At 65.0% G+C, this 23,763-nt stretch carries 25 protein-coding genes; 5 read left to right on the forward strand and 20 right to left on the reverse strand.

What is annotated here, in order from left to right; all coding sequences use genetic code 11:
- The first annotated feature begins 36 nt into the window (after positions 1 to 36).
- Positions 37 to 1,419: a sigma 54-interacting transcriptional regulator gene (locus tag AKJ09_RS03320; RefSeq protein ID WP_146645725.1), complete on the forward strand. Its 1,383-nt coding sequence runs from the start codon at positions 37 to 39 to the stop codon at positions 1,417 to 1,419.
- Between the two features lie 7 nt (positions 1,420 to 1,426).
- Here the strand turns inward: AKJ09_RS03320 and AKJ09_RS03325 are convergent, their stop codons facing one another.
- Positions 1,427 to 2,260, reverse strand: coding sequence for a formylglycine-generating enzyme family protein (locus AKJ09_RS03325; protein WP_169927214.1), 834 nt, complete (start codon positions 2,258 to 2,260; stop codon positions 1,427 to 1,429).
- Between the two features lie 550 nt (positions 2,261 to 2,810).
- Here AKJ09_RS03325 and AKJ09_RS03330 point away from each other — a divergent pair.
- A complete protein-coding gene (locus AKJ09_RS03330; protein ID WP_146645727.1) occupies positions 2,811 to 3,929 on the forward strand; it encodes a serine/threonine-protein kinase in 1,119 nt (372 codons plus the stop codon).
- A 3-nt stretch (positions 3,930 to 3,932) separates the two neighbouring features.
- Positions 3,933 to 5,354 carry a sigma 54-interacting transcriptional regulator gene (locus AKJ09_RS03335; RefSeq protein ID WP_146645728.1) on the forward strand — a complete coding sequence of 474 codons (1,422 nt, stop codon included), beginning with the start codon at positions 3,933 to 3,935 and terminating at the stop codon, positions 5,352 to 5,354.
- Here AKJ09_RS03335 and AKJ09_RS52620 read toward each other — a convergent pair.
- The 17 genes from AKJ09_RS52620 to AKJ09_RS52635 form a co-directional block, all read right to left on the reverse strand.
- Complete coding sequence (locus tag AKJ09_RS52620; protein ID WP_169927215.1) at positions 5,317 to 6,234, reverse strand: hypothetical protein; 918 nt, start codon at positions 6,232 to 6,234, stop codon at positions 5,317 to 5,319. The genes AKJ09_RS03335 and AKJ09_RS52620 overlap by 38 nt on opposite strands.
- A complete protein-coding gene (locus AKJ09_RS03345) occupies positions 6,231 to 7,349 on the reverse strand; it encodes a TadA family conjugal transfer-associated ATPase (protein ID WP_146645729.1) in 1,119 nt (372 codons plus the stop codon). Before AKJ09_RS03345 ends, AKJ09_RS52620 begins: the two co-directional genes overlap by 4 nt.
- Complete coding sequence (locus tag AKJ09_RS03350) at positions 7,346 to 7,918, reverse strand: tetratricopeptide repeat protein (RefSeq protein ID WP_205633581.1); 573 nt, start codon at positions 7,916 to 7,918, stop codon at positions 7,346 to 7,348. The genes AKJ09_RS03345 and AKJ09_RS03350 overlap by 4 nt, the downstream gene beginning before the upstream one ends.
- Positions 7,918 to 8,775, reverse strand: coding sequence for an FHA domain-containing protein (locus tag AKJ09_RS52625; protein WP_169927217.1), 858 nt, complete (start codon positions 8,773 to 8,775; stop codon positions 7,918 to 7,920). Before AKJ09_RS52625 ends, AKJ09_RS03350 begins: the two co-directional genes overlap by 1 nt.
- 15 nt (positions 8,776 to 8,790) lie before the next feature.
- Positions 8,791 to 9,696, reverse strand: coding sequence for a type II secretion system F family protein (locus tag AKJ09_RS03355; protein ID WP_146645731.1), 906 nt, complete (start codon positions 9,694 to 9,696; stop codon positions 8,791 to 8,793).
- A 5-nt stretch (positions 9,697 to 9,701) separates the two neighbouring features.
- Positions 9,702 to 10,586 carry a type II secretion system F family protein gene (locus AKJ09_RS03360; RefSeq protein WP_146645732.1) on the reverse strand — a complete coding sequence of 295 codons (885 nt, stop codon included), beginning with the start codon at positions 10,584 to 10,586 and terminating at the stop codon, positions 9,702 to 9,704.
- Complete coding sequence (locus AKJ09_RS03365) at positions 10,583 to 12,397, reverse strand: TadA family conjugal transfer-associated ATPase (RefSeq protein ID WP_205633582.1); 1,815 nt, start codon at positions 12,395 to 12,397, stop codon at positions 10,583 to 10,585. Before AKJ09_RS03365 ends, AKJ09_RS03360 begins: the two co-directional genes overlap by 4 nt.
- Positions 12,394 to 13,728, reverse strand: a complete 1,335-nt coding sequence (locus tag AKJ09_RS03370; protein ID WP_146645733.1) for a type II and III secretion system protein family protein — start codon at positions 13,726 to 13,728, stop codon at positions 12,394 to 12,396. The genes AKJ09_RS03365 and AKJ09_RS03370 overlap by 4 nt, the downstream gene beginning before the upstream one ends.
- Entirely contained in the window at positions 13,725 to 14,525 is an 801-nt protein-coding gene (gene cpaB, locus AKJ09_RS03375; protein ID WP_146645734.1) for a Flp pilus assembly protein CpaB, read from the reverse strand. The genes AKJ09_RS03370 and cpaB overlap by 4 nt, the downstream gene beginning before the upstream one ends.
- A 164-nt stretch (positions 14,526 to 14,689) precedes the next feature.
- On the reverse strand, positions 14,690 to 15,685 hold the full coding sequence (locus tag AKJ09_RS03380) for a hypothetical protein (protein WP_146645735.1): 996 nt from the start codon (positions 15,683 to 15,685) through the stop codon (positions 14,690 to 14,692).
- Positions 15,686 to 15,704: 19 nt separating this feature from the next.
- Positions 15,705 to 16,205: a hypothetical protein gene (locus AKJ09_RS03385; RefSeq protein WP_146645736.1), complete on the reverse strand. Its 501-nt coding sequence runs from the start codon at positions 16,203 to 16,205 to the stop codon at positions 15,705 to 15,707.
- Positions 16,202 to 17,851 carry a hypothetical protein gene (locus tag AKJ09_RS03390; protein ID WP_169927218.1) on the reverse strand — a complete coding sequence of 550 codons (1,650 nt, stop codon included), beginning with the start codon at positions 17,849 to 17,851 and terminating at the stop codon, positions 16,202 to 16,204. The genes AKJ09_RS03385 and AKJ09_RS03390 overlap by 4 nt, the downstream gene beginning before the upstream one ends.
- Positions 17,852 to 17,869: 18 nt before the next feature.
- Positions 17,870 to 18,319 (reverse strand): TadE/TadG family type IV pilus assembly protein, encoded by a 450-nt coding sequence (locus tag AKJ09_RS03395; RefSeq protein ID WP_146645738.1) that lies wholly within the window; start codon positions 18,317 to 18,319, stop codon positions 17,870 to 17,872.
- Positions 18,316 to 18,873, reverse strand: coding sequence for an A24 family peptidase (locus AKJ09_RS03400; protein WP_146645739.1), 558 nt, complete (start codon positions 18,871 to 18,873; stop codon positions 18,316 to 18,318). The genes AKJ09_RS03395 and AKJ09_RS03400 overlap by 4 nt, the downstream gene beginning before the upstream one ends.
- Before the next feature lie 28 nt (positions 18,874 to 18,901).
- Entirely contained in the window at positions 18,902 to 19,468 is a 567-nt protein-coding gene (locus AKJ09_RS03405) for an A24 family peptidase (protein WP_146645740.1), read from the reverse strand.
- A 35-nt stretch (positions 19,469 to 19,503) separates the two neighbouring features.
- Positions 19,504 to 19,656: a hypothetical protein gene (locus AKJ09_RS52630; RefSeq protein ID WP_169927219.1), complete on the reverse strand. Its 153-nt coding sequence runs from the start codon at positions 19,654 to 19,656 to the stop codon at positions 19,504 to 19,506.
- Positions 19,657 to 19,907: 251 nt separating this feature from the next.
- Positions 19,908 to 20,084, reverse strand: coding sequence for a Flp family type IVb pilin (locus AKJ09_RS52635; RefSeq protein WP_169927220.1), 177 nt, complete (start codon positions 20,082 to 20,084; stop codon positions 19,908 to 19,910).
- A gap of 498 nt (positions 20,085 to 20,582) precedes the next feature.
- Here AKJ09_RS52635 and AKJ09_RS03410 point away from each other — a divergent pair, with 498 nt between their 5' ends.
- Positions 20,583 to 21,239, forward strand: coding sequence for a pancreatic ribonuclease family protein (locus AKJ09_RS03410; RefSeq protein ID WP_146645741.1), 657 nt, complete (start codon positions 20,583 to 20,585; stop codon positions 21,237 to 21,239).
- A 7-nt stretch (positions 21,240 to 21,246) separates the two neighbouring features.
- On the opposite strand, the gene AKJ09_RS03415 is transcribed toward AKJ09_RS03410, so the two are convergent.
- Complete coding sequence (locus AKJ09_RS03415) at positions 21,247 to 21,768, reverse strand: nuclear transport factor 2 family protein (protein ID WP_146645742.1); 522 nt, start codon at positions 21,766 to 21,768, stop codon at positions 21,247 to 21,249.
- 77 nt (positions 21,769 to 21,845) lie between these two features.
- Between AKJ09_RS03415 and AKJ09_RS03420 the strand changes: the two genes are divergently transcribed.
- A complete protein-coding gene (locus AKJ09_RS03420) occupies positions 21,846 to 22,793 on the forward strand; it encodes a LysR family transcriptional regulator (protein WP_146645743.1) in 948 nt (315 codons plus the stop codon).
- Between the two features lie 18 nt (positions 22,794 to 22,811).
- Here the strand turns inward: AKJ09_RS03420 and AKJ09_RS03425 are convergent, their stop codons facing one another.
- On the reverse strand, positions 22,812 to 23,738 hold the full coding sequence (locus AKJ09_RS03425) for an extensin-like domain-containing protein (protein WP_146645744.1): 927 nt from the start codon (positions 23,736 to 23,738) through the stop codon (positions 22,812 to 22,814).
- Positions 23,739 to 23,763: the final 25 nt, after the last annotated feature.

Here is a 23,763-nt window from a genome sequence, read left to right on the forward strand (position 1 = left end):
CGGCTCGTATTGCTTCGGTGTGTTAACGTCCGAGGAATGGACAACGGTCGCGACGAGCTCTCGACGGTCGTGAAGCGTACGGCGGACGCTCCCGATGCCCCGGCACCGGGCTTCGCGGTCATGGTCGTGGGCGGCGCCGAGGATGGGGCGCGTGTGGAGCTCGATGGCTCGCGCGCCGTCCCCGCTCTCGTCGGGTCGAGTCCAGTCTGCGATCTCCGCCTCTCGGACCGCATGGTTTCGAGACGCCACGCCGTGCTCGAAGCAACGCCGCGCGGTCTTCGCGTCGTCGATCTCGGCTCACGCAACGGCGTGCTCGTCAGTGGAATCGCCGTTGGAGAAGCGTTTCTTCGGGGCGGTGAAACGATCGTCGTCGGAGAAACCGCGCTCCACGTCGCGAGGCTGGCCCCCGTGGAGACGCCGCCGCTTCCACGGGCTCACCGGTTCGGCCGCATGGTGGGCACGAGCGCGGCGATGCGACGACTCTATCCGCTGTGCGAGCGACTCGCTTCGTCGAGCGTTCCCGTGCTCATCGAAGGCGAAACGGGAACCGGCAAAGAAGTCCTCGCCGAAGCGCTCCACGAGAGCAGCGCGCGTGCAGCTGGGCCGTTTTGCGTCTTCGATTGCGCGTCGGTGAGCCCGCATTTGCTCGAGTCGGCGTTGTTCGGGCACGAGCGCGGTTCGTTCACGGGCGCCTCGGGCGAGCGACGCGGCGTGTTCGAGGAGGCGCACGGCGGAACGCTGCTCATCGACGAGATCGGTGAGCTCGACCTCTCGCTGCAGCCGAAGCTCCTTCGCGTGCTCGAGCGCGGGGAAGTGCAGCGCGTGGGCGGAAACGCGTGGCTGAAGGTCGACGTTCGCGTACTCGCCGCGACACGACGCGATCTCGATCGCGAAGTGCAGGCCGGGCGCTTTCGCGACGACTTGTTCTACAGGCTCGCCGTCGGTCGCATCGCGCTGCCGCCGCTTCGCGACCGCCACGGAGACATTCCCGTGCTCGCGGCCCAGTTCTGGCGCGCGCTCGGCGCGGACGACAAGCCGCTCTCCCCGGAGATCCTCGCGAGGTTCGACGACTATCCGTGGCCAGGCAACGTACGAGAGCTACGCAACGCGGTCGCTCGCTTTCTTGCCGTCGGCGAGCTCGTCGCCGCGGATCTCAAGGCCGACGAAGGACCGGGCGGAGGATCGTTGCCCTCGACCGTCCCGGCGCCATCGGGCGACGTCATCGAAGCCGTGCTCGACGAAGCCCTGCCCTTCGTGCGCGCCCGGGATCGGGTGGTGGCCGACTTCGAGCGCCGCTACGTCGAGCGCATTCTCGCCAAGCACGGTGGCAACGTCGCTCGCGCGGCCGCCGCCTCGGGCCTGGCGCGCCGCTATTTCCAGCTGATTCGCGCGCGCCGCCGCGACAAGACCAACGGCTGACGAGTCATCACGGGCTGCAGCAGCGAAAGCCGACGTTGTCGCCCGCGAGGTTGGCGAACTGCGGGAAGTCGGTCAGATCGCACCGCGCGCCGGTCGAGTCGGTGGTGTCGAAGGCACCGCCGCGGATCTCGCACGCCTTGGGCTCGGGATCGGTATCGCGACACGAGTCTTCCCACTCGTGCACGTTGCCGCTCATATCGAAGATCCCCGGGTAACCGCCTTCGCATGCGGCGTGGGATTTCACCGGCATCGCCCCCGACGCGGAGACCACGCAGGCATTCGCTTGGAACGTGTCCCCATAGGGGTAGCGGCGCGTGCCGGCGTGCGAGCACGCGGCCATCCATTGGCTCACGTTGGGGTCCTGCGCGCTCGCCATGGGCGTGCTTCCGCCGCCGATGCGACCGCAGAGACGCTTGCCCGCCCAACTGCAGTACGCCGAGGCCTGGCACCAGTTCACGAGAGTGATCGGGAGGTCCTCGAGGCCTGCAGGTACGGGCCAATCCTTCACGTGCGGCTCGCCGGATCTGCCCGGATAGAGCGTCGTGTTCCAGCCGCAGCTCTTCGGCTGATAATGGAGATCCTCGCCGGCTGCCTCGGTGAAGGCCTTGTACTGAGCCTTCGTCACTTCGGTGCTGTCGATGCAGAACGATCCGACCCTGACCATCGCTGGCGGCGCGGTGCCGGGGCATTCCGCGTTTTGCGCATCCCCCGAGTCGCTCGCGACGGCGGTGGATCCGTCGGTCGACGCGTCGAGCGACGCTTGTTCCGCGACACCGCCTTGAAGCTCGTCGAAGCTCGGAAAGAGGCCGCAGCCGCCCACAGTGAACGCGACAAGCGGCACGACAAAAGCAGTGAAGCTTGCCGCCAATGCCCTCCCGACACGGCATCCGCGTGACCCCATCCGGCTGCAACTATGGCCCGACGAACCGTCGTTCTGCAACTCGTGTATCCGAACAACCGCTCTCGGAGATGCTCGTTCGAAGTGGTCAACGTCGTCGAAAGGCCAGCAAAATCGATGTCCGACGACGAGAGACGTACGTTCGGAAAGTACCTGCCCGAGCCACGGCTGCGACGGCGAGATTTCCTCGAGACGCTTACCGTCGAACAGCGCCGAACGTAGCCCCCATGGCTGGCGAGGCGGTCGAGACCGTCAAACAGAGGAGCGAGGACAGAAGCTCGCGATGCTCCGCGCGGCGATGGAGGGCTCGTTCGTTCGGACGTGACGCCCTCATGACGTCCGGTGCACGCGAGCGGCGACCTCCTGGGGGCACGAGCCCTTGGCCGCCCGGGTTTCGACGGGACGCGACTCGTCAAGCTCGACAAGGAGTGCCCACGAATCGTAACGAGCTTCCCACAGAGAGGACACGCGCCGTTCGTATTTTGCACCGGACATGAATCGCGCCGCCAAGGCGCCCCTGCGTGTGGGCGAGCGTTACTCGCTTCACGAACCGATCGCTGCCGGCGGAACGGCGAAGGTCTACTACGGTCGCCTTCATGGCATCGCGGGCTTCAGCAAGCTCGTCGCGATCAAGCGCATCCATACGCGGCTGGGGGCCGACGAAGACGTCTCGACGCTTCTCGACGAAGCGCGCCTCGGCGCTCGCGTCGCGCATCCCAATGTCGTGCAAGTCCTGGACGTCGTCGAGAGCGCCGGTGAGACGTTTCTCGTCATGGAGTACATCCACGGAGAGCCGCTCTCCGTCGTGATCCGGTCGGCGGAGACCGCAGGCGGCATACCACCGAGCATCGCAGCGACGATCGTTGCGCAAGCACTCTACGGTCTGCATGCTGCCCACGAGGCGCTGAGCGAGAAAGGCAAGCCGCTCGGGATCGTTCACCGGGACGTATCCCCACAGAACATCCTCGTGGGCCACGACGGCGTGGCACGCCTGCTCGACTTCGGAATCGCGACGACGCAAGGCGCCTCCTCGACGACGACGCGTGTGCAGCTGAAGGGAAAACTCGGCTACATGGCGCCGGAGCTACTCGAGGGAACCGCTCCCGCATCGCGACGCGTAGACATCTATGCGGCCGCCGTCTGCCTCTGGGAAGCTCTCTCGGGTTCGCGACTGTTCGATGGGGACACGCCCGGACACGTCTGCATGCGCATCCTGCACGAGCGCGTCGGTCCACCGAGCGCGCTCGTCGCCGGAATTCCGCCGGAGCTCGACGCGGTCGTGATGCGCGGACTCGCCCGCGACCCCGCGGAGCGCCATGCGACGGCCCTCGAGATGGCCGCCGCGCTCGAGCGCGCCATCACTCCGGCCACGCCGCGGGAAGTTGCGGCATGGCTGGAGAGCAACGCCGGCACCGGCCTCGCGGATCGGGCACGGACGATCCATCGCATCGAGGATGCGGAGCGCCCGTCCATGGCGGGAGGCACGCCTGTCCGCCTCCGGTTCTTGCTCGACTGGGGGCCGGCGGTGGTCCTCGTCCTGCTCATCGCACTCGGGGTCTGGGCGCTTCCGCGCGGCGAGGCCGGCAGCGTTCTGCAAATGCTTCACCACTGAATCATGTCCTTCAAAGACGAGTCCACGAACGCCTACGGCGCGGCGCCACCGCTCGATCTCCGCTCCGTCGACATCGTCGTCGTCGAAGGGCCGGACCGCGGGCGACGCTTCGTGATCGAAGAACGTATCGTCCGCGTGGGAACCGCGCCGGGCAGCCACCTGCGCCTGGCCGATCCGACCGTCTCGCGCGTTCATTGCGAGCTTCGTCTCAACAAGGGCGGAGTTCGAATTCTGGATACCGGAAGCACGAACGGAACCTTCGTCGACGGCACGCGCGTCCGTGATGCGGAGCTCGTCGCAGGGGGAACGATTCGTGTGGGCGCCACGGTGCTCCTCGTCGAGCTCGGAGAAGAGTCGGTCCACATCCCGATCTCCGACTCTTGTCGATTCGGCGCGGTGATCGGCGCCGGCGTCGAGATGCGCCGGGTCTATGCCGTGCTCGAGCGGGCGGCGCCCACGGAGGCGACCGTTCTCATCCGCGGCGAAACGGGTACCGGCAAGGAGCTCGTCGCCAAGGCGATCCACGACAAATCATCACGCGCGAACGGTCCCTTCGTCGCGGTCGACTGCGGTGCCATCGCTCCGACCGTGATCGAAAGCGAGCTCTTCGGTCACGTGCGAGGCGCATTCAGCGGTGCCGTCTCGGACCGAAAGGGACTCTTCGAAGAATCCGATCAAGGAACGCTCTTCCTCGACGAGGTTGGTGAGCTTCCTCTGTCGCTCCAGGCCAAGCTCCTTCGCGTGCTCGAGACGCGAGAGGTACGACGGGTCGGAAGCAACGTGAACAAGCGGGTCGACGTCCGCCTGCTCGCCGCAACGAACCGGCACCTGGCCCAGCAGGTGAACGAAGGCGCCTTCCGCCAAGATCTCTACTATCGACTCGCGGTCATCGAAGTCGAGCTGCCACCTCTTCGCGCACGGCGCGAGGACATCCCCATCCTCGCCCAGCACTTCTACGAACGCTTCAGCGGCAACACGAATCCGCTTTCGTCGGAGCTGCTCGGCTCACTGCTCGCGCGAAGCTGGCCCGGCAACATTCGCGAGCTCCGAAACTTCGTCGAGCGCCTCGTCTCACTCGGTTGGTCGGGCGCCGCGCCACCGAAGCGGGAAGAGATCCCTTCTTCACGCGTACCGCACATGCCGGAGAGCATGTTGATGCCCATTCCGGTGCATCTCTCGCTCAAAGATGCGCGCGGCGCCGTGGTGGAGCAGTTCGAGCGTTTCTACCTGAATGCCTTGCTGGCCAAGACGAACGGAAACGTGACGCGGGCGGCAGAGCTCGCCGGCGTCAATCGACGATTCCTCCAGCGGATGACGGCACGCCTCGGAATGCGGCCGACCTCCGACGATCAAGGCGACGAAGAGGCTCTCGACGGCCCCGACGAGCTCACCGAGGAGCCAGATTCGCCGCCATCTTCGCTCTGAGGATGCGCGCAGCCTGACGGTACGCCGCGACGTCGGGCGATCGCCGTGAGAGCTCCTCGTACATCTGAAGCGCCTCGGGATACGAGCCTGCAGCGACGGCGTCTCCGGCGGCGCGTTCGAGCGTCTTCTTGGGAGGGCTCTTCCCCGACGCAGCAGCAGCTGCAGGCGCCGACGCAACGCCGGCAGGCGCGACGGGCGGCGGCCCGGACGATGACACGACGGCAGGCGCCGCTGCGGGCGGTTCCGCCTTCGGCGCGGTCGCCGAGGCAATCGTGGCCGACGCGATCGCCGTCGTCGGGGCAGCAACTCGCGAGCCCACGGGAGCTCGGGCACGCACGACGATGGCCCAGACGGTGAAGGTCAATGCGAAGGGAAGGAGGACCGCGAGCACCTTGCGCGGCGGCGAGGTCTCTCGCCAAGCACGGGCAAGCCCGCTCCCGCCCGATACGATCGGTGCCTCCTGAGACCCCGCCGGCGCTGCCGCGTCCTGCGAGGGAACGTTGGCACGGAGGGCTGCCTGATCCACCGGGGCCTGACGGATCTCTTCGAGCGGACGTGGCACCGGCCACGTCCCCGTTTCCGTCGGCCTCGTCGCGAAGGGCGGCGGCTCGCCCATGACATGCTCGATCGGAAAGACCACCGTCACGTCGTCCACGTCGGCTTCGGTCTCGAGCTCGTCCACGTCCGGCGTGGTCGGGTCGAAGCGCACGCCCGCGTCGTCGACCACCACCTCGCACGGCAAGACCACCGGCGCCCAGCCATCCGAGCCCACGTTGCCGAGCACGGCCGTCGTGAGATCGCCCGGCTCTCTGCGAACCCAAACCGTCGCGGCCGCGCCGGGCCCGATGCGCACGCGGACGCGAGCCTCGCGCGAGCTCATCGACGACCACCACGAAGCGCTACGCCCATCTCGGCGGGAAGCGTGACGCCGTGCTCGCGGAGCTTCTCGGCGCAGCGCGGAACCGCTCGCGTCGGTACGAGCTCGCTCTCGACGCCCTGCCCCTCCCCTTCGGAGCGATACTCACGCACGAAGAGATCCTGGAGCTCGTAAGCGCCGGTCGCGGCGTCGAACCTGATGACCTCGCTGATGTGCGAGACCTTCCGGCTTCCGTCGCGAAGGCGGGAAACCTGGACGATCAGATCGACCGCCGACGCGATTTGCGACCGGAGCGCAGCGAGCGGCATGTCGATGTCACTCATCATCGCCATCGTCTCGAGGCGGGTGACCGTATCGCGTGGGTAGGTCGCATGGAGCGTGGCCAGACAACCGCCGTGACCGCTGGTCATGGCCTGCAGGATCTCGAGCGCCTCTCCGCCGCGAATTTCGCCGACCACGATGCGATCGGGGCGAAGACGCAACGTCGCGCGGAACAGATCGCGAATGGTCACTGCACCTCGCCCCTTGGCGTCGCCCGGGCGAGCTTCGAGCTGTACGCAGTCGATGTGCTGGAGTTGGACCTCCTTGGAGTCCTCGATCACCACGACGCGTTCGTCCGAGGGAATGAGGGCCGAGAGCGCGTTGAGAAGCGACGTCTTGCCTGTGCCCGTGCCGCCGGCGACCAGGATGTTCAGCTTGGCAACGATGAACGCGTTGAGGGCCTCGGCGGCGACCGCGCTCAGTGAATCGCGCGCGACGAGCGACTCGATCGTCAGCGCGGTCTTCGAGAACTTGCGGATCGAGACGTGCGGCCCATCGGGCGCGGCGGGAGGCACGATGGCTTCGATTCGCGACCCGTCGGGGAGCCTTCCTTCGAGGATCGGGCGCTGATCGCTCAGCTCCTTGTTCACGAATTGGGCGCAGTTTCGGAGCGCAGCGACGAGAGCTTCGCGGTCCTCGAAGCGTGCATCGGTGAGCTCGAGTTTGCCGCGCCGCTCGACGAAGACAAGGAAAGGCCCGTTGATACAGATGTCGGTAACGGTCGGATCGTCCAGATACTGACGAATCGGATTGAAGAACTGAAATACCGATTCATTGAAGACCGCATCCGGAATCATGGTTCCTCCTCCTCCACACGCGAGCGGGCCTCGGGCGCGTGTGGACCACCGGGCTTCAAGCGAACGTATTCGCGATAGTGATTCGTCGCTTCTCGTCGCCTTCCTTCGTCGTCGAGCACCCTGCCGAGCACGAAGTGAGCGTCGGCCTCTTCTGGCGCACGATGCACGACGCCACGGAGGTCGGCGAGCGCCGCCTCGTGCTCGCCCACCGCCCATTCGAGCGATCCGAGAACGCTCCGAAGCCGAACGTCGTCGGGATTGTAGAGGAGGTAATGCCGCACGTAGTCGATCGCCACGCGGTAGCGCTCTCCCGCGATGCAAACGCGCAGGAGAAGAGGCATGATCACGCTCTCGTCACCACCGACCTCGCGCGCCGCCGTGAGGTACTGCTCGGCGCGCGTGAAGTCACCCATCATGGCCGCCGACCGGCCGCGCGCGATCAGGCGCTCCGGCGTCTGCTCCTTCTGCACGACGTCGAGCGCAGTCTTGCCGTTGCCTTGCTCCTTCGAGGCACATCCGGTGCTGAACGCCGCGAGGACCAGCACCACGTTCCAGGAGAGTCTCCGCATCACGACTTCTTCTTTCCGTACTCGAGCTCGAGCTTGCGATCCCAGTTCGAGAGCCACGTGACGTATTCGGCTTTGAGGCCTTCGGTGTAAGCCAGGAGGACCTTCACTTCGCGCTGCGCCGTCTTCCAGTCCTTCACCGTGAACGCGTGTTGAAGGCGCACTCGGTGAATTCGAAATTCGAGCGCGACCTCGCGCTTCAGCTTCTGACCGTCGCTCGCGATCTCGTTCGCCGTCGGCTCGTCTCCCGACGCGCGAAAGCATGCAACCGCAACCTGATAGAGCGGCACCGCCGCGACGCCGTCTTGGACGTGGAAGGGGGCGCGTTCCCTCTTCCCGTCCGCCGCGGCGAGCTTGGTTCGTGCCAACGCCTGCGCCTGGGCTCCACCTTCCGGACAGGTTGCTTCTCCCGCGGTCCACAAGTCGGGCACCTTCGGCTCGGCCGTCACGCCGCCGGAAGATCGCTGCCCGAGGATCATCATCGCGCACGCGGCTAGTCCAGCGAGTGCAAACACGAGGACGAAGGGACGCGGGGCGTTCGGGTTGTTCTTCGCCTGTTCCGGCCCCGCCGAAAGCACGAGCCCCGCGACCTCGAGCTCCACGGCCCCAACCCTCAACACCGAGCCGTCGAGGATCGGCGCGTCGACGAAATCGACGCCGTTCAGAGTCGGCGCCGGGTCGAGGGAGCGTGCGATCGCCCGAATTCCGGCGGCGCTGGCACGAACGATCACGTGCTCGACGCGCGCCTGCTCGGGCGGCAGGCGAATCTCACAATGCGCACCACTGCCAATGATCACTTGTTCGGACTCGACGACGAGCTCTTCGAAGCGCCCATCGCCGTGGCGAATCTTGAATCGCATTCCTTCCATGCGTGATTACCCCGAGGCGAGCGAGCTCTGACTAAGTCGAAGAGCGATGGGTGCCATGATCAGAATCAGAATGCAGATGAAGACGAAGACGAGAGGCAGCGACATCGCAACACCGGCTTTCGCCGCGCCTTCCTCCGCCTTGACCGAACGACGTTGGCGCGAGCTGCTCGCCTGAATCGCGAGTACGGCAGCCACCGGATTTCCGCGCTCGTCCGCCTGCGTGATGGCGGAGACGAACTCCGTCACCGAAGCAACGGGTATCCGAAGTGCGAGGTCATGGAGCACCTGACGGCGCGTGTGACCGAGCTGCATCTTCTGGAGCATCCACGCGAGCTCCTCCGTCAGCGGGTCGTTCGGGTCGCTCGACTTCTCTACGACCTGTCGTATCGCACCGGGAAAGTCGAGCCCGGCGCCCATGGCGAGCGCCATCAAGTCGACGGCATACGGCAAACCGCGCGTCACCCGCTTGACCCGCTCGGTGACCTCGCCCGAGATGACGAGATAGGGCCCGCCCGCGCCGAACCCCAGGCAGATGACCGCGAGAAGGGGCATCTTGGTCACCGTGGCGACGAGGGCGCCGAACACGGTCCCGGCAATTCCCGAGAGAATCGAGAGCGCGACGTACTCCGGTGGAGTGAGGCCGTAGAAGTCGCCGGCGAGGGTGAGCTGTCTGTCCATCGACGCATGGAGCTCGTCGCTCATCGCGCCGCTGACACGCACACCGAGCCATCGCACGAGTGGCTCGATTGTCGACCAGCCGCTGCCGTTCTGGATGGCGCGCTGTCGTTTGAGCCCCCGCATTCCAAGGCGACTCGCCTCACGCGACGGAGCGCCTGCCACGAGATAAATCATGACGAAGAGACCACACGCGAGAACGGCGACGGCGGCGTAGCGAAGATACTCGTAACGCATCGTAGTCAGATATCGGTCTTGAGAATGGCCCGGGCCGTGACGATCGCCATTCCCCACAAGAGGAAGGCCAACATCGTGCAAAAATAGCCAGCGGGGCTGGAAGTCAGCGGGTCGAAGAACCCGGGACTCACGAGATTGAACATGACGAGGATGCCAATCGGGAATCCACCGAGAACCCACATCTGCGATTTGCCCTCGGCGGTCTTGGAACGGACAACGCCTTCGAGACGCGACATCTCCCGCATCGACCCCGCAGTCGCATCGAGAATCGCGGCGATGTTACCGCCGACCTGACGGCCGATCAGGATCGCCGAGATCGCCGAGTCGAGCTGCCGGCTGCCCACGCGCCCACTCATGTTCAGGAGCGCCTGTTCCATCGAGCTTCCAACCCGCATCTGTTTGACGGCGAGCTGGAGCTCCTGCCGGAGCGGATCGGCAACGAGCAACTGCGTCGACACGAGGGCGTCCGCGACACTCGGCGTCGCCTTGAGCGCGTTCGCGAGGGCGACGAGAAACGTGTCGATCTGTGCTTCGATCGCCGTCACCCGTTCGCGCACCCGACGGCGTAACCAGAGCTCCGGCGCCGTCGCGCAGAGCAGCATGACGAGGAGGAAGACGGGAAACGGCGCGCCGGCAACGATGCAAGCCGCGCTGCAAAGCACCATCGCCACCAGCTGCCCCACCGCGAACTGGTAACCCGGTCGGAAGATGAAGAGTCGGTAGAGCCGGCGCTCGATCGACGAACAGTAGCGCGCCCACGCCCGCTGGATGAGGCCGTCTCTCGTAGCGACGAGACACCACGTGCCGAGGCCGAGTCCGCCCAGCACGCAGGCGACGCCAGCCCCCTCGAGGACCAGAAACGATGGATTCGCGAGGTTCGAGAAGCTCACAGGTACGCCTCCCCCGAGCGAATGAGCCCCATGACGATAAACGTGTCGAGGAACGACGGCAGGTATCCGGTCGCGCGAAACGCGCCTTCGATCTTCCCGTTTGGTCCAGTTCCCGTGCGAACGAATTCGAAGATCGGCCTCAGACTCACTTCACCGTCGTCGTTGAGTCCCGTGACCTCGGCCACGGACGAGACGCGACGCGAGCCGTCGGAGAATCGAGTCTGCTGGACGATGAGGTCGACGCTCCCCGCGATCTGCTCGCGAATCGCCTTCACCGGCAGGTCGAGTCCCGCCATCAAACAGAGCGTCTCGAGGCGAGCCACGGCCTCGACCGGCGAATTCGCATGGGTCGTCGTCAGCGAGCCGTCGTGCCCCGTGTTCATCGCCTGGAGCATGTCCAGCGCCTCACCACCGCGGCACTCGCCGACGACGATACGATCTGGCCGCATGCGAAGGGCGTTCTTGACCAAATCGCGAATCGTGTATTCGCCCTTCCCTTCGATGTTCGCAGGCCTGGTCTCGAGCGAAACGACGTGGGGCTGCTTCAGCTGGAGCTCCGCAGCGTCCTCGATGGTGACGATCCGTTCCTCGGAGGGAATGGCGCCCGAGAGAACGTTGAGCAGCGTGGTCTTGCCGCTTCCCGTTCCTCCGGAGATGACCACGTTCTTCTTCGCGACGACGCTGCGCATGAGGAAGCGCGCCATGCGCTCGTTCATCGCGCCGAATTCGATGAGGCGCTCGACGGTCAACGGCGTACGAGCGAACTTCCGGATGGTGATGCACGAGCCGCGCAACGCCAGAGGACGAATCACGGCGTTGACGCGGGAACCGTCCTTGAGCCTCGCGTCGACGAGCGGCGACGACTCGTCGATTCGGCGCCCGAGCGGTGTCACGATGCGCTCGATGACGGCGCGAACGCGCTCATCGTCGGTGAATCGAGCATCGGTCAGAATGACTTTGCCGTTCTTCTCGACGTAAATCGTATTCGCATCGAGAACCATGACCTCGCTGATGGTCGCGTCGCCGAGGAAGCGCTCGAGCGGCCCGAGACCGAGCGCCTCGTCCGCCATCTCTCCGATGAGGCGATCGTTGTCGGTTCCCGCGGGAAGCCGCGATCCGAGGTTGTGCACGATCCGTCGGATCGCCGTGAGAACCTTCGGACGCATCGAGGGATCGTCGACCTTGGTCGCATCCATCTTGGCCAGGTCGAGGAGCTCGAGCAGCTGTCTGTGAATCTCCCTTCGGACGTCCGCAGGGACCGTCCCGAAGCCCTCGCTCTGCCCCTCCTCGTCGACCACGAGGTCCGAAGCCGGGAGGACAATCACGCTCTCGGTCGGGAGCGTCGGTGGAATCGTGGCGATGGGTGCATGTGCCGGCATCCGGCTCGTGCGCATCGAATGCGCGGGCAACGGGGTTCGTTCGCTCGGAGAAGTTGCCGGCTGCGGCGTGGGTGACACCACGGTCGATACGCCGCTCGCGATGGGTGATTGGAGCATGACCGTGACCGTGTGGTCACCGACGACGATCGGCGTTCCGTACGCGAGCTCGGCGGCCGTACGGCGGAGAATCATGTCGCCGGCGAGCGTTCCGTTCGAGGAGACGTCCTCGACGCGCATCGTGCGCTCGCCTGGCCGAACGACGATGTGCGTGCGCGAGACGAAACGGCTGTCGATCGAGACGGCGCATCGCTCGTCGCGACCGACGGTGAACGCGCCCTCCGGCCGGAGGCGCACGCTGCGACGCGTTCCCGTCGACGACTGGAGAACGACCTCGACGTCGAACGACGCCGAACCGGCAACCGCGGCGATCATGGCCGGATCACCGGCGGCTTCTTGTCGTAGAGATTCGCCTTCCGAATGTTGCCCGTGTACGTCTCGTACTGGTGAACCTCGTTGTTGATGATGTCGAGCGACGCCTTGGGCAGCGTGTCGATTACGCTCGGGATGATGAAGATCGCTCCCTCGACGTCCTGCAGGGCGTCCTCGTGGCTTGCGAAGAGCAGTCCGAGGACGGGAATCTCGCTGAGGATCGGTAAGCCCGTCACGCGATGGCGCTGATTCTTCGTGCTCACCCCCGAGAGCACGATGGACTGTCCGAGCTTGAGATGAACGAGCGTGTCCAGCCGCGACGTGTTGCGCCCCGGAAGAGTCGTCGACGCAATGGGCGGAACGAGGTCGGCGACGTCCGCCGCGAGGCGCACCTCCATGTCCCGCGCGGCGCGGTCGAACCTGGGGAGCACGGTCAAGTTCACGCCGAACTCGATGGGCCTCACGTTGGTGGTCAGGTTCGTCGAGATCTGGAAGTTCTGCTCACCGCCGCTGCCGAACTTCGCCTCGGTGCCGTTTCCCGTGATGATCGTCGCTTGCTTGAGGACCTTCGCCCAACCGCGCGTCGAGGCAATGTCGAGCGACGGGAGCGGCTGGTTCGTGACGGTGGCCGTCGCCGACGTGAAGTTGCCCGAGACGAGGTCGAACGTCGCGGCGTTTCCGAAGACACCTTCGCCGCCGACCTTGCCGGGCCAGCCGAGGCCGACCGTGTATCCGGAGTTCTTGTCGAACTGGACGAAGTAGAAGTCGATCCGGATGTTGAACTGGCGATCCGACGCGACGGATCCGACTTCGACCAGCGACTCGACCTGTCCCGGGTAGAGGGACGCGATGCGCTGGATGCGCTTCTGGTCGGCCTCGGTCGATACGCCGCCCTCGATGAAGAAGCGCGTGCCGACACGGCGCACACGTAAGCCAACACTTCCATCGATCAGGTCGCGAAGCTCGCGCTCCACGGCCTCGGGTGATCGCTGGAACACGTTGATGACCCAACTCTCGCGACTTCCGTCGTGGTGAATGAGAAGGAGAGTGGTCGAGCCGGCCTTTTGACCGACGACGACGAATTGTCCGCCATCGGTCGTGACCTTCACCTCGACGATTCCGGGCGCGCCAATCGAGTAGTTCTTGATATCCGCGGCCGGGAGCGTGCGGTTCTCTCCCACCGTGAGATTGAGCTCTTCGGTCTTGTCGACGGGGGCGCTCTGCCCTTTCCCGCCACCGCCGCCGCGGGCCTGCGCCCATACGGTGGCGGGCAGCATGGCAACGAGCAAGGCCAAGACAGCGCCCTGGAGGCGACTCGTCGTGCCGGCGCTCATCGGCCGGCTCCGACGGCTTCCAGCTTGACCGGCCCCGCAGCCCGATGGGTTCCCTGAACCGCAGCGCGGGCGCGTCCGTCCGTGAGCGCCGAGGGGCTCATGTCCGGAATACCGTCGAACGTCCGCAGGTCGTCCGGATGGCGCAACGCGACGGTGAGCTGCCCGCGCTCCGAGGCGAGCGAGATGAGCTGCGTCTCTTGCAAGTTGAGGCTCAGCGTGAGCCCCTGCTCACCGGTCGTCGATCGCGTCTTGTCGCCGTCCGACGGAAGGACGTCGCTCGACATCGTGGTGCCGTTGGCGAGGACGAGAACCTTCTGCAGGAGGACGACGGCCGACGACGCACCGCCTGCCTGTGCGAGCGTTGCGATCACGTCGACATGGTCACCAGGCCGAATGAGCCCGGAGCCACGGTCGTCGCGGGCCGCGCGCACGTGCACGGCGCGGTTGCCCGGCGTCACGAGGGTGGCAAGGTCGCGCCGCTCCTCGTTGGCCACGGAGAGATCCGTCCACATCAGCGTCTGCTGGGCATTCACCGTCACGCCCGCCCGCAGGCCAATCACGGTCTCGCGATCGGAGGCGCGGATGGCGCGATCTTCCACGTAGGCGACGGGCACTTCGCGCACGGCAAGGTCGTCGTCGACGATCGGCTTACCGCGCTCGATGGCCTTCTTCATGACCAACACGCGAATCAGTTCGCCGCCCGACTTCTCGGTTTCGAACTTATGCAAATAGAGAAGCAGAAGTACCGCGCCGAGTCCGACGACGCAGACCGAAATCAAGAAGGCACGACGGTTCATACGATCGACTCTCGTTGGGCTCGGCGAGGAGCGCCGGCCTCAGTGACGTGGCGAGGATTGTCGTTGCGCCATGCGACGCATTGGCAACGAACGCGAAAAGTTCCACGGCACTTCACACATCGAGACAGTGGGTACACACGCGAGAAGTAGCTAAATGAGAGTCATCAGTATCGAGGCGAAATGTCGTTCGCTTGGATGGTTCGGCCTTCAGCAAACGTAACCGTTCCGCGCGAGCCAAATTGTCCCGGGAACATACTCACGATCATCGTGACTCCATTTCGCTGCCAGATCTGTCCCCCGACATCCAAGTGGCCGGCCATTCGAATCCATTCACGCTTTGGCAATTCGCGTTCGTAGAACTCGCCAATGGCATCCATATCCTCCGTCGTCTTGAATATCTGCACTCCGTAGGGCTCGTCGTCGATCGTCGCACTGAGGAGCCGAAACGAGTTCGGTGGCCGCGGTGTATTCGGTGGGTCGACACCAACTGGAGACTCCGACGCTTCATCTTCACTGAAGAGCTTCCGCACGTCGAAGTGCCCTTGCGTGAAGCTGGTGAGAACGTGCGAGCCGCGCGTCTCCGTCTTGCGGACATAGGCGTGGCGGAAGTTCCCCAGCTCCCCGAGCTCGCCGGAGGCTTCGAATGCGGCGAGCCTCTTGAGCAATCCATCGACGCCGCCACCGCCGTCTTGGGTGATGCACATCACGGTGCCCTCGGTGCCATCAGGCTTCTCGTCGCGGAGAACGCCCATGCGGAGAGCCCATGCCTCGGGCATTTCCTTTTCGAGCTTCGCTCGAGCCTCCGGCGGGAAGGCGTCGAATTGCTCTTTCAGGCCGCCCGTCTTTTCCAAGCAGTGGGCTTCGAAGCGGTCGAGTACCGCCTTCGGCGACTCCTCGGTAACCGCGCTGGCGATATAGACGGTCTCGCCATTGATCTTGACCGTATGAGCGCCCCCGACGACGTCCATGAGCGTCGCGAGCTCATGACCGAGATGCACCGCGCGCTGCTCGGCCGCGCCGCGCACCACGCCGATCCACCCGAAGAGAACACCGCACGCCACGACACCGGTGAACGTCGCGACGCGCCCGACACGGATCGCTCGACCGATCCATCGAAATGCCTTCGTGCTCTCGAGGGCGTTCGATCTGGATTTCTGCATGATTCAATCCCTCGGCGACTCACTTGAAATCGTCGATCAACGTTCCGATGCCGCCGCCTGCCCCGAAGAGGAAGTCGAACACGCCGCCAACGTCACCCGCGCGGGTCACGTTGTTGCAGAGCACCGTCGTCTTCGCGTCGACGCGCTGGTAGAAGCCAACGCCACCGCCCGCGGCGGGTCCGCCCAGCACCGACACCGCCGCGAAGCCCGAGACTTCGGACTCCGCTCGCCCCATCTGGTCCGAGAGGCTCGCATCGGAGCCCGGGGCGCCACTCATGTTATTGTTCAAGGTCGGCCCGCCCATCGAGCCGCCGCCGCATCCGGCCATCGCACTGGTCCAGGCCATCCGGCGTGACTCGCGCATGGTCTGCTGCTTGTGCACGACCACGCTGTGGAGGAAGAGCATTCCGCCCAACAAGACGACGAACGTGGGGATGACGACCACGGCCTCGACGAGCGCGGCTCCGAGCTCGCGACGACGGCGAAGGCGAAGGCGAGCGGATACCTGACGGTCTTTCAATGGAAGACCTCCTTCTGCAGATCGTAGTCCGCGCCGGCGCCAACGCCGATGCCCACCTTGCCTGCCCCGGTCGGCAGCGGAATCGGACAATTCGAACTTCCACTACCCACGCTGGTGAAGCAGGCCTTCACCCGATCGATGATCTGCGTTTTGAAGAACGCCCCCTTGCCGAGGCCTGGGATCTTGTTGCCCAGCTCCTGGAGATACTGTTCGCTGCCGAGGCTGCTCCAGAGAAAGAGCTCGACGCTCTTCAACACGTCATACTCGAACTCGTGATACCGCCGAAGTCGCGCCTTCCAGCGCAGATTCCACATCGCGTTGTACTTGCACGATCCCCAGTCGCCGCTCGTGTCGCCGTAGCCCAGAACCGTCTGGTTCGCGCCGCTGTCGGGAGCTCCGCAGTCGTAGTAGAACTCGGCTTCGGCAAAATCGACATTGTCGCCGGGGACGGCCTCGGAAGCGGTCTGCGCGAGTCCCCACGACGGAACGAGAACGCCCGTATTCGCGCTCTTCGTACCGTCAGGATTGCCTTTGACGGACGACCAGATCTGCATCCAGCCGTTTCCGTTCTTCGACATCTCGAATGGCTTCATCGGCGCGAGCATGTCCTCGCTCTGGCCGTCTTTGGCTTTGAGCTTGCTCAGGCTCGGATTGTTCTTGATGGCAAGATCCAGCATGGGCTTCGCGACCCAGCCGACCAGCGGGATATTGCCGAGGATGCCGCCGAGCATGTCTATGGGAGACAACCCCGAGCAGAAGATTCCCGGCATCTGTCCGACGATCATGCCGAAGAACGAGCCGAACTTGTCGAAGCCGTCCGACATGCTCGACGAGGCGGGGTCGGCTCCGACGATGGTGGTGACCAGCGAGCCGAAGCCATTTACGAGCACCATTCCGCCGTGCGTGCACAGCATGTTGAACTTGTCGTCCTCGACCGGCAGGCCGTAGCGCTGGAAGTCCGGGATTCGGAGCTGGACCGGATTCTTGTCGTTCGCCTTGGGGAAGTCTTTGAGGATGGGCAGCTTCTGGAACTGCTTGTCGATCGCGCCGAACGCCTTGCTGCTCACGAAGGGCACGCGCATCGGGATCATGCTCATGCTGAACATGTCCGTCTCGACGACCGCCTTCGAATACGAGTCCACGACGGTACCGGCGACGACCTTGGCAACCCAAGGCATTCCGATCGCGAGCGACCCCTCCGTGATGTTCAGCGCCTTGATCGCGGGAAACGCGAAGCGGTCGCGGAACTTGTTCGTCATCTGCAGAATGCGGAGGTCGAGCTGAACCATCGGCGAGATGCCGCCGGCACAAGCTATTCCCAAGAAGGGAATGAACGCGCACGCCGTGATGAGAATCGTGACCGCAACAGCGATGAAGAAGATCAGCGTGAGCAGGATGAGAATCGCCATGATCGCGGCCATGACGATGTTCAGCATCGCAATCATGTTCATGCCGAGCGCATGAACGGTCGCGGCGTCGAACGCCGTGGCATCCGCCGCGGCCCGGAGATGCTCGCGATAGACAATCGCTTCGCCGACGCCCAGCAGGTACCAAATCGCGCCGACGAGGAACGCCGACATGAAGATCGCGATGACCATGATGGCCCCGCGACGATCTTCGATGAATTGATTCATGGTCGTGGTCATCGTCGCGAAACTCGGCGGTCAGAATTTGTAGTAGTGGCCTTGGTTCGGCAGCGTTGCTTCTCGGACGATGACCCTCGAATCGCTGCCACCGCAGACCACGCGAGCCATGAGGGGAACTTGGCAGTGATAGGTCGCCGAGACCTGCGCGATGACGGGCGCATTGCCCGACTCGCTTGCTCCTCGAACGGTGACCGTCGTGGTCTCGATGCTCTGGACTGCCTTCGTCGTCATCTTCGCGGCTTCCGTCGCGCATTCGACCGCGCCGCTTTCGCCCTTCGTCTTCTCGTCGGAGTCGCAGACGATGGCTGCCCGCACGGCGTTGACCGCGGCATGGCGGGTGACGAGGTCGGCGACGAGGAAGCCGTTGAGCTGCATCAGGCCCCAAAACACCATGAAGAGCGGAACCACCGCGATCATGAACTCGACGTAGACGGCGCCGCGCGTCGCTCGAGAGCCGGCGGGCATCATCCGGCTCTCCAGTCGAGCGCCGCGGCGATGCAAACGCCCACGAAGATGCTCGGCGCAAAACGGAACGACGTCATCTGAGGGCCGGATGGATCGACGACGAACGCTCCCTCGTGGCGACCCGCGGGAGGCTTCAACAGCGATGCGACGTTGCCGAACGTCGTCCGGAGCTTTCCCTGAAGCCCCACCATGACGAGAGCGAAGATCATCCCGACGATGAAGGCGTAGGTCTCGGCATGAAACCCGACGACCGGGCGGCAGAGAGCACCCATCGCTGCAAACAGCTTCACGTCCCCTCCCCCCAGCGCATCGCGGCGAAAGAGGAGATAAGGAAGAATCCCGCATGCGAAGGCGCCGAGCAAAGAGGCAAACACCGCTCGTCCGGCGTCCGTCGAAGAGCCTCCCTCCAGCACCGTGAGCACGGCGTGCAAGGCCGGTGCTCCCGCGAGCGCGCCGAAGGACAACCAGTTGGGAATGTGTCCGGTGCGCCAGTCGGTCCAGGCTGCACCGGCGCTCACGGTCGCCGCGACGAGAAGAAGTAGGTGATAGCCAGTCATCCGAGTCTCCAGACGTCGTCCGCGAACATCACTGACCGAGCGCCCCCGAGTTCCGGAGAAGGACGACCAGCGTTGTCCCCAGGAACAAGAACGGACAGAGCCGAATCGAATCCAACATCGGCTCGGGAAGCTGCTTACGTCGTTTGGCTGGGCCGAGTGCGTGTACGAGAAAGAGCACGTTCCTCCCCAGCGTCACGAGAAGACGACCTTGGTACGCGAGCCGGGCAAGCGCAAAGAATCCACCGAGCAGGAGCCCCGCGAGCTCCGCCTCCACGCCGAGGCGCGGCATCAAGAGCGCGCCGAGCGAAGCCAGCAGCTTCACGTCGGCTCCGCCAAGGAGCGCGAAACGATACATGACGAGCGGAACCACGCTGCAAGCGACCGCGCCCACGAGAGAGACGAGGGCACAGAACGGCGCCGCAGCAATCCCGAAGGCGCCGTCGTGAGGGCCCGCGGCGGCGGCATGCGCGAGGACCGCGAAAGGAAGCGGACCGAGCGTGAGCCAATTCGGCACTTCCCCCGATTTCCAATCGAAGAGCGCCGCAGCGAGTGCGAGGACGACGGCGAGGACGGCGAACGCGGGAGAGATGGTCATCCGTCGATTTCGCGGGCGAAGCGGCGAAACATGGCTCAGAGCCCCATGCGCGCAGGACTCGCCCCTTGTGACTGCACCTTCGTGCCCACGGTCGTCCCGAAGTAAGAGAAGCCCCCGATCGCGGCGAGGACCACCGCGGCGACGATGACGATGTACTCGATTTGTACCCCGCCACGTCGTGCGCGCACGCCACCGCGGAGTCGTCTACAGCGCAACTCCGTTGCGCTGATTGAATAGTCAAATGGAGTTCGCGACAGACTTGCGCAAGGGACCGAGGATTTCGGGGCCCTCGCCCACCGTGGGCCCCGAAATCCTCGGGCCACGCAAGCGGTCGCCGCAGTAGGTAATCTCATGATCACGACGGCGCCTCACTTGGGATTGACGCGTGACGTGCGATCGAGCGAACCAGCGTGGAGTTCGCTCGATCGGAAGGCGTCCGTTACTGCACCTGGATGCTGTTGACGCGATCGCCCTCTTGCCCAATCTTCGTGGTGACCTTTCCACCGAAGGCAACGAACGCCGTGAGGCCCACGAGGGCAACGACGCCGACGATGACCAGGTATTCGACGAAGTTGGCGCCGCGCGTATCTTTGACGAGTTTGGACATGCTCTTCATGATCGAGATCCTCCGTATTTGCGTTCGAAGTCGAGCTCAGGGAACGGGTGCCATCAGGATGCGGCGATTCTTCGAATAGGCGTCTGCGAGCGACGGACCGAGACTGGCCGTCGCCAAAGAAAGGACGATTCCACAGACCCCTACGACGACCACGTACTCCGTCAGTACGGCGCCACGCCGGGTGGTCCCGTAACGCCGGGTCGCCGTGCGCGCAGACGTACTGGCCTTCAGCCGCATCGTGCGCGGCCCAGTGCAGCGGTCGTGCCACCCGGTCGCAACGCGGTTCTCGCGGCGAACTTCGAAAAGACGCGCGACAGACTCGACACACCCACGCTCGCCTTCGCTCCGCCTGCGCGACGGAGGCGTCACGGCTCCGATGGCGACGCGGGTGGGGAGGCGTACGAATCACCGTGCACGCGAGGAACTCGAGACTCGATTCCGCTTCGCGCGCGCCGCGCACGCGTCACATGCGTTGCGTACCTTCGCCTTGCGTCCGCCATGTCCCATGCCCTGACCGCTTTTGCTCTCGTTGCCCTCGGTGCGTTCGGAACCAGCGCATGCGGGGCGCGTTCGGAGCAAGCTCCACCATTCGAGCTCGTCGTGCGGACGACGGACGAAACGAATCGCCCGCTCGCTGGCGCACTCGTCCAGCACGAGGGTAGGACGCTCTCGACGACGGCGGCGGACGGCTCCGCCCTCGTCACGCTGCGAGGGCCCGAGGGCGCCACCGTCGACCTGAACGTCGTCTGTCCGTCTGGCCATGAATCACCGGCGAAGCCGACGCGCATCACGCTTCGTCGTTTGACGGGCGGCGATAGTCGGCCCGAGTACGCCGTGCCATGTCCCTCGATGACGCGGTCCATCGTCATCGTGGTCCGCGCCGAAAACGGGCCCAACTTGCCCGTGCTCTATCTCGGTCGCGAGATCGCGCGGACGGACGCGTCCGGCGCCGCGCACGCCGCTCTCGATGTCCGCCCTGGAGAGATGATCGAGGTGACCCTCGACACCCAGAGCAACAAGCAGTTGCGCCCCGAGAGCCCCACGGTGGCCCTCGCGGTCAAACAGCAGGACGACATCTTCGTGGTCGACCAGCGATTCACGGCACCGGCCCCACGCATCGTCCCTCAACGGCGACGAGGCCCCGTTCCGCTCTGAGCCGTTCTCACTCGGCGTCGAAGACACGCCCCGGAAGCGGGGTATCGTCAGCGTACCGAGCACGGAAGACGCGATGGGTGAATCGCCATCGGCCTTCGACCTTTCGGAACGTATCGAAATACGTACCGGCAACGCGCATCGATGATCCGTCGCGGAAGCGACCGAACTCCTGCATCGAGGTTCGGCCGCTCGCCTGCTCACCGCGGATGTCGACAACGCTCGGCGAGCAGCTCTGCACGAGAAACTCGAGCCGCCCCACACTCTCGCCGATGCCGGCCTCGATGGCCACGGGCCCGACGAACCGGTGCTCGAACGGCGGCGCCACTTCCCAGACACCGTCGTTGGTGAACAGCCCGCGGAGCACGGTGAAGTCTCGATGATTCACCGCATCGTGAAAGCGCTCGACGAGATCTCGAATCTCCGAACGATCGGCAGTATCGGACATGGGCAGGTTCTTCGGTGGAGGGGCGCAGTGCGTGAGCAGGAGGGCACAAAGCCCGAGCACGGGCGCGCTCGTTCGCCGTGTCATCGAGGCCGATTCTGGCGTCGACCGTGAGTTTGGTCGAACGCGTTGTTTCGACGAAGTTGTCGAGCCATGCTCATGTCATGACGGCGCCCGTACTCGACACTCGACACCTCCGCCTCCTCGTCGCCCTCGAAGGCGAAGGAAGTCTCCACGCGGCCGCTCGCAAGCTCCACCTCACCCCTTCGGCGCTGAGCCTGCAGCTAAGGGAACTCGAAGATCGTCTCGGAGGAAAGCTGTTCGAGCGCCGATGGCGTCGCCTCCATCCGACGGCTGCTGCAGCGCACCTCACGGAGACCTCGCGGAGTATGCTCACGGAGATGAGTCGCGCGGAAGACGAAGCGCGGCGTCTGATGAACGGTTCGACGGGAACATTGCGCATCACGATGGCGTGCGCGCACTCGTATCGATGGCTGCCGGCGCTGCTGAAGAACTGGGCGGTGACCTGGCCATCGGTGGAGATCACGATCGTGCCGGAGGCGGCAAGCGATCCGCTCGCTTGGCTTCGCGCACGCAAACTCGACCTCGCGCTGGTGTCGGGCGAAACGTCGAAGGACCCACGAATCGACGTTCGCCCACTCTTCGAGGACGAGCTCGTCGCCGTCGTCGGGCGGGGTCATTCGTGGTTCGCACGCCAATGGGTGGCGCCGGAATCGTTCGCGACCGAGCACTATTGGGGGCCGCGTGACGCTTTCGCATCGGGCACGCCACTCGGCGAGCTTCTCGGGCGAGCGCGCGTCACACCGCGCAAAGTAACCGACATCGCGTTCTCATCAGGCGTGCCTGTCGAAATGGCATCCGCCAACTTGGGAATCACGGTTTGCCCACGCTGGTTCGTCGAAGATGCCATCGCACGCCGGCAGCTCGCCCCAATCCGCATCGGCAAAGAGGGACTCTGGCTCTCGTGGGAGCTGGCAGTTCGCGCAGAGTCGTCGACGCAGCAGCTGAACGCTCTCGTGAAGGCGATGATGGCTCATCACCCCAAACCACGCCGCCGTCGTTCACGACGTCCCGCCGTCGGCGAACTTTAGAGCTACTTTAGAGAGCGCTCAGTTCTTCGACCAGAACAGCCAGCCGCCTCGATCGAGGTGGAAATGGTCGCGGTGGAGCGCGTTGGTGTCCGGTCCGATGACGTAGGTGAAGTCCGCTTCGCGTCGACGGAGGCGCGTGTAGACGGCGTGGAGAAAGCGGCGCCGTGCGGCCTGCGATTCCGTCGTTCGTTTCGGTTCGACGTAATCGCGCGCCACCACTGCAGGCGCACCTTTCTGGGGATGAAACGCCGCGACGTCGAAGGCCGTGCCGAAGGCGTGCGCACTCAGCGACTTGGACTTGCTGAGGTTGCGACGAGGGCGGCACGCGTAGGCGCCCAAATCACCAATACGAACGATCTTCGAACGAAGGTGCGTCACTCCCTCTTGCTGGACGATGCGCTCGAACGACGGAAGCGCGCGCGCCAGAGAGCAATCGACGAGCAGAGGTGGCTCGTACGCGATTCCCGTCGATCCGCGCGCCACGACGACGGGATGAGGAATCCCGCATCCGTTCTTGTCGGGCGTCGTTCGGTCGGGCATCGATTGGAATCGTATTCCGAGCTTCTTCAGCTCGGCTCGGCACGCTTCTCCGTCTTGCCGCGCAGCGAGCTCGAAGGCGCCGACTCCCGTTTCGTCGGCGCTCGTCGGATCTTCGTCGTCATGCTCCGTCTCGCGGTCGTCGGCCTTCGGGTCCGTGGCGATGGGGTCCTCGATGCTCGATGTGGCGACCGACGGCTCAGTCTCGTTCGACGCGGTGGCCCATGATGTGGGCGCGCCTCCGTCGTCCGGGAGCGGCGCGCTCTCCGCGGTGCTCGAAGTCTTCCTGGGAAACGTGCATGCGAAGACGCCGAGGAGCGACAGCGCGAGAACGCTTCGCGTGAGCGCACCACGCGAAGCGTATGTCCTGCGAAATTCGAAAACAGAAAGACGAGAGGGAATGACCATGCATGCCTCTCGCCGTCGCGCCTGA

Source organism: Labilithrix luteola (assembly GCF_001263205.1).
Classification (GTDB): domain Bacteria; phylum Myxococcota_A; class Polyangia; order Polyangiales; family Polyangiaceae; genus Labilithrix; species Labilithrix luteola.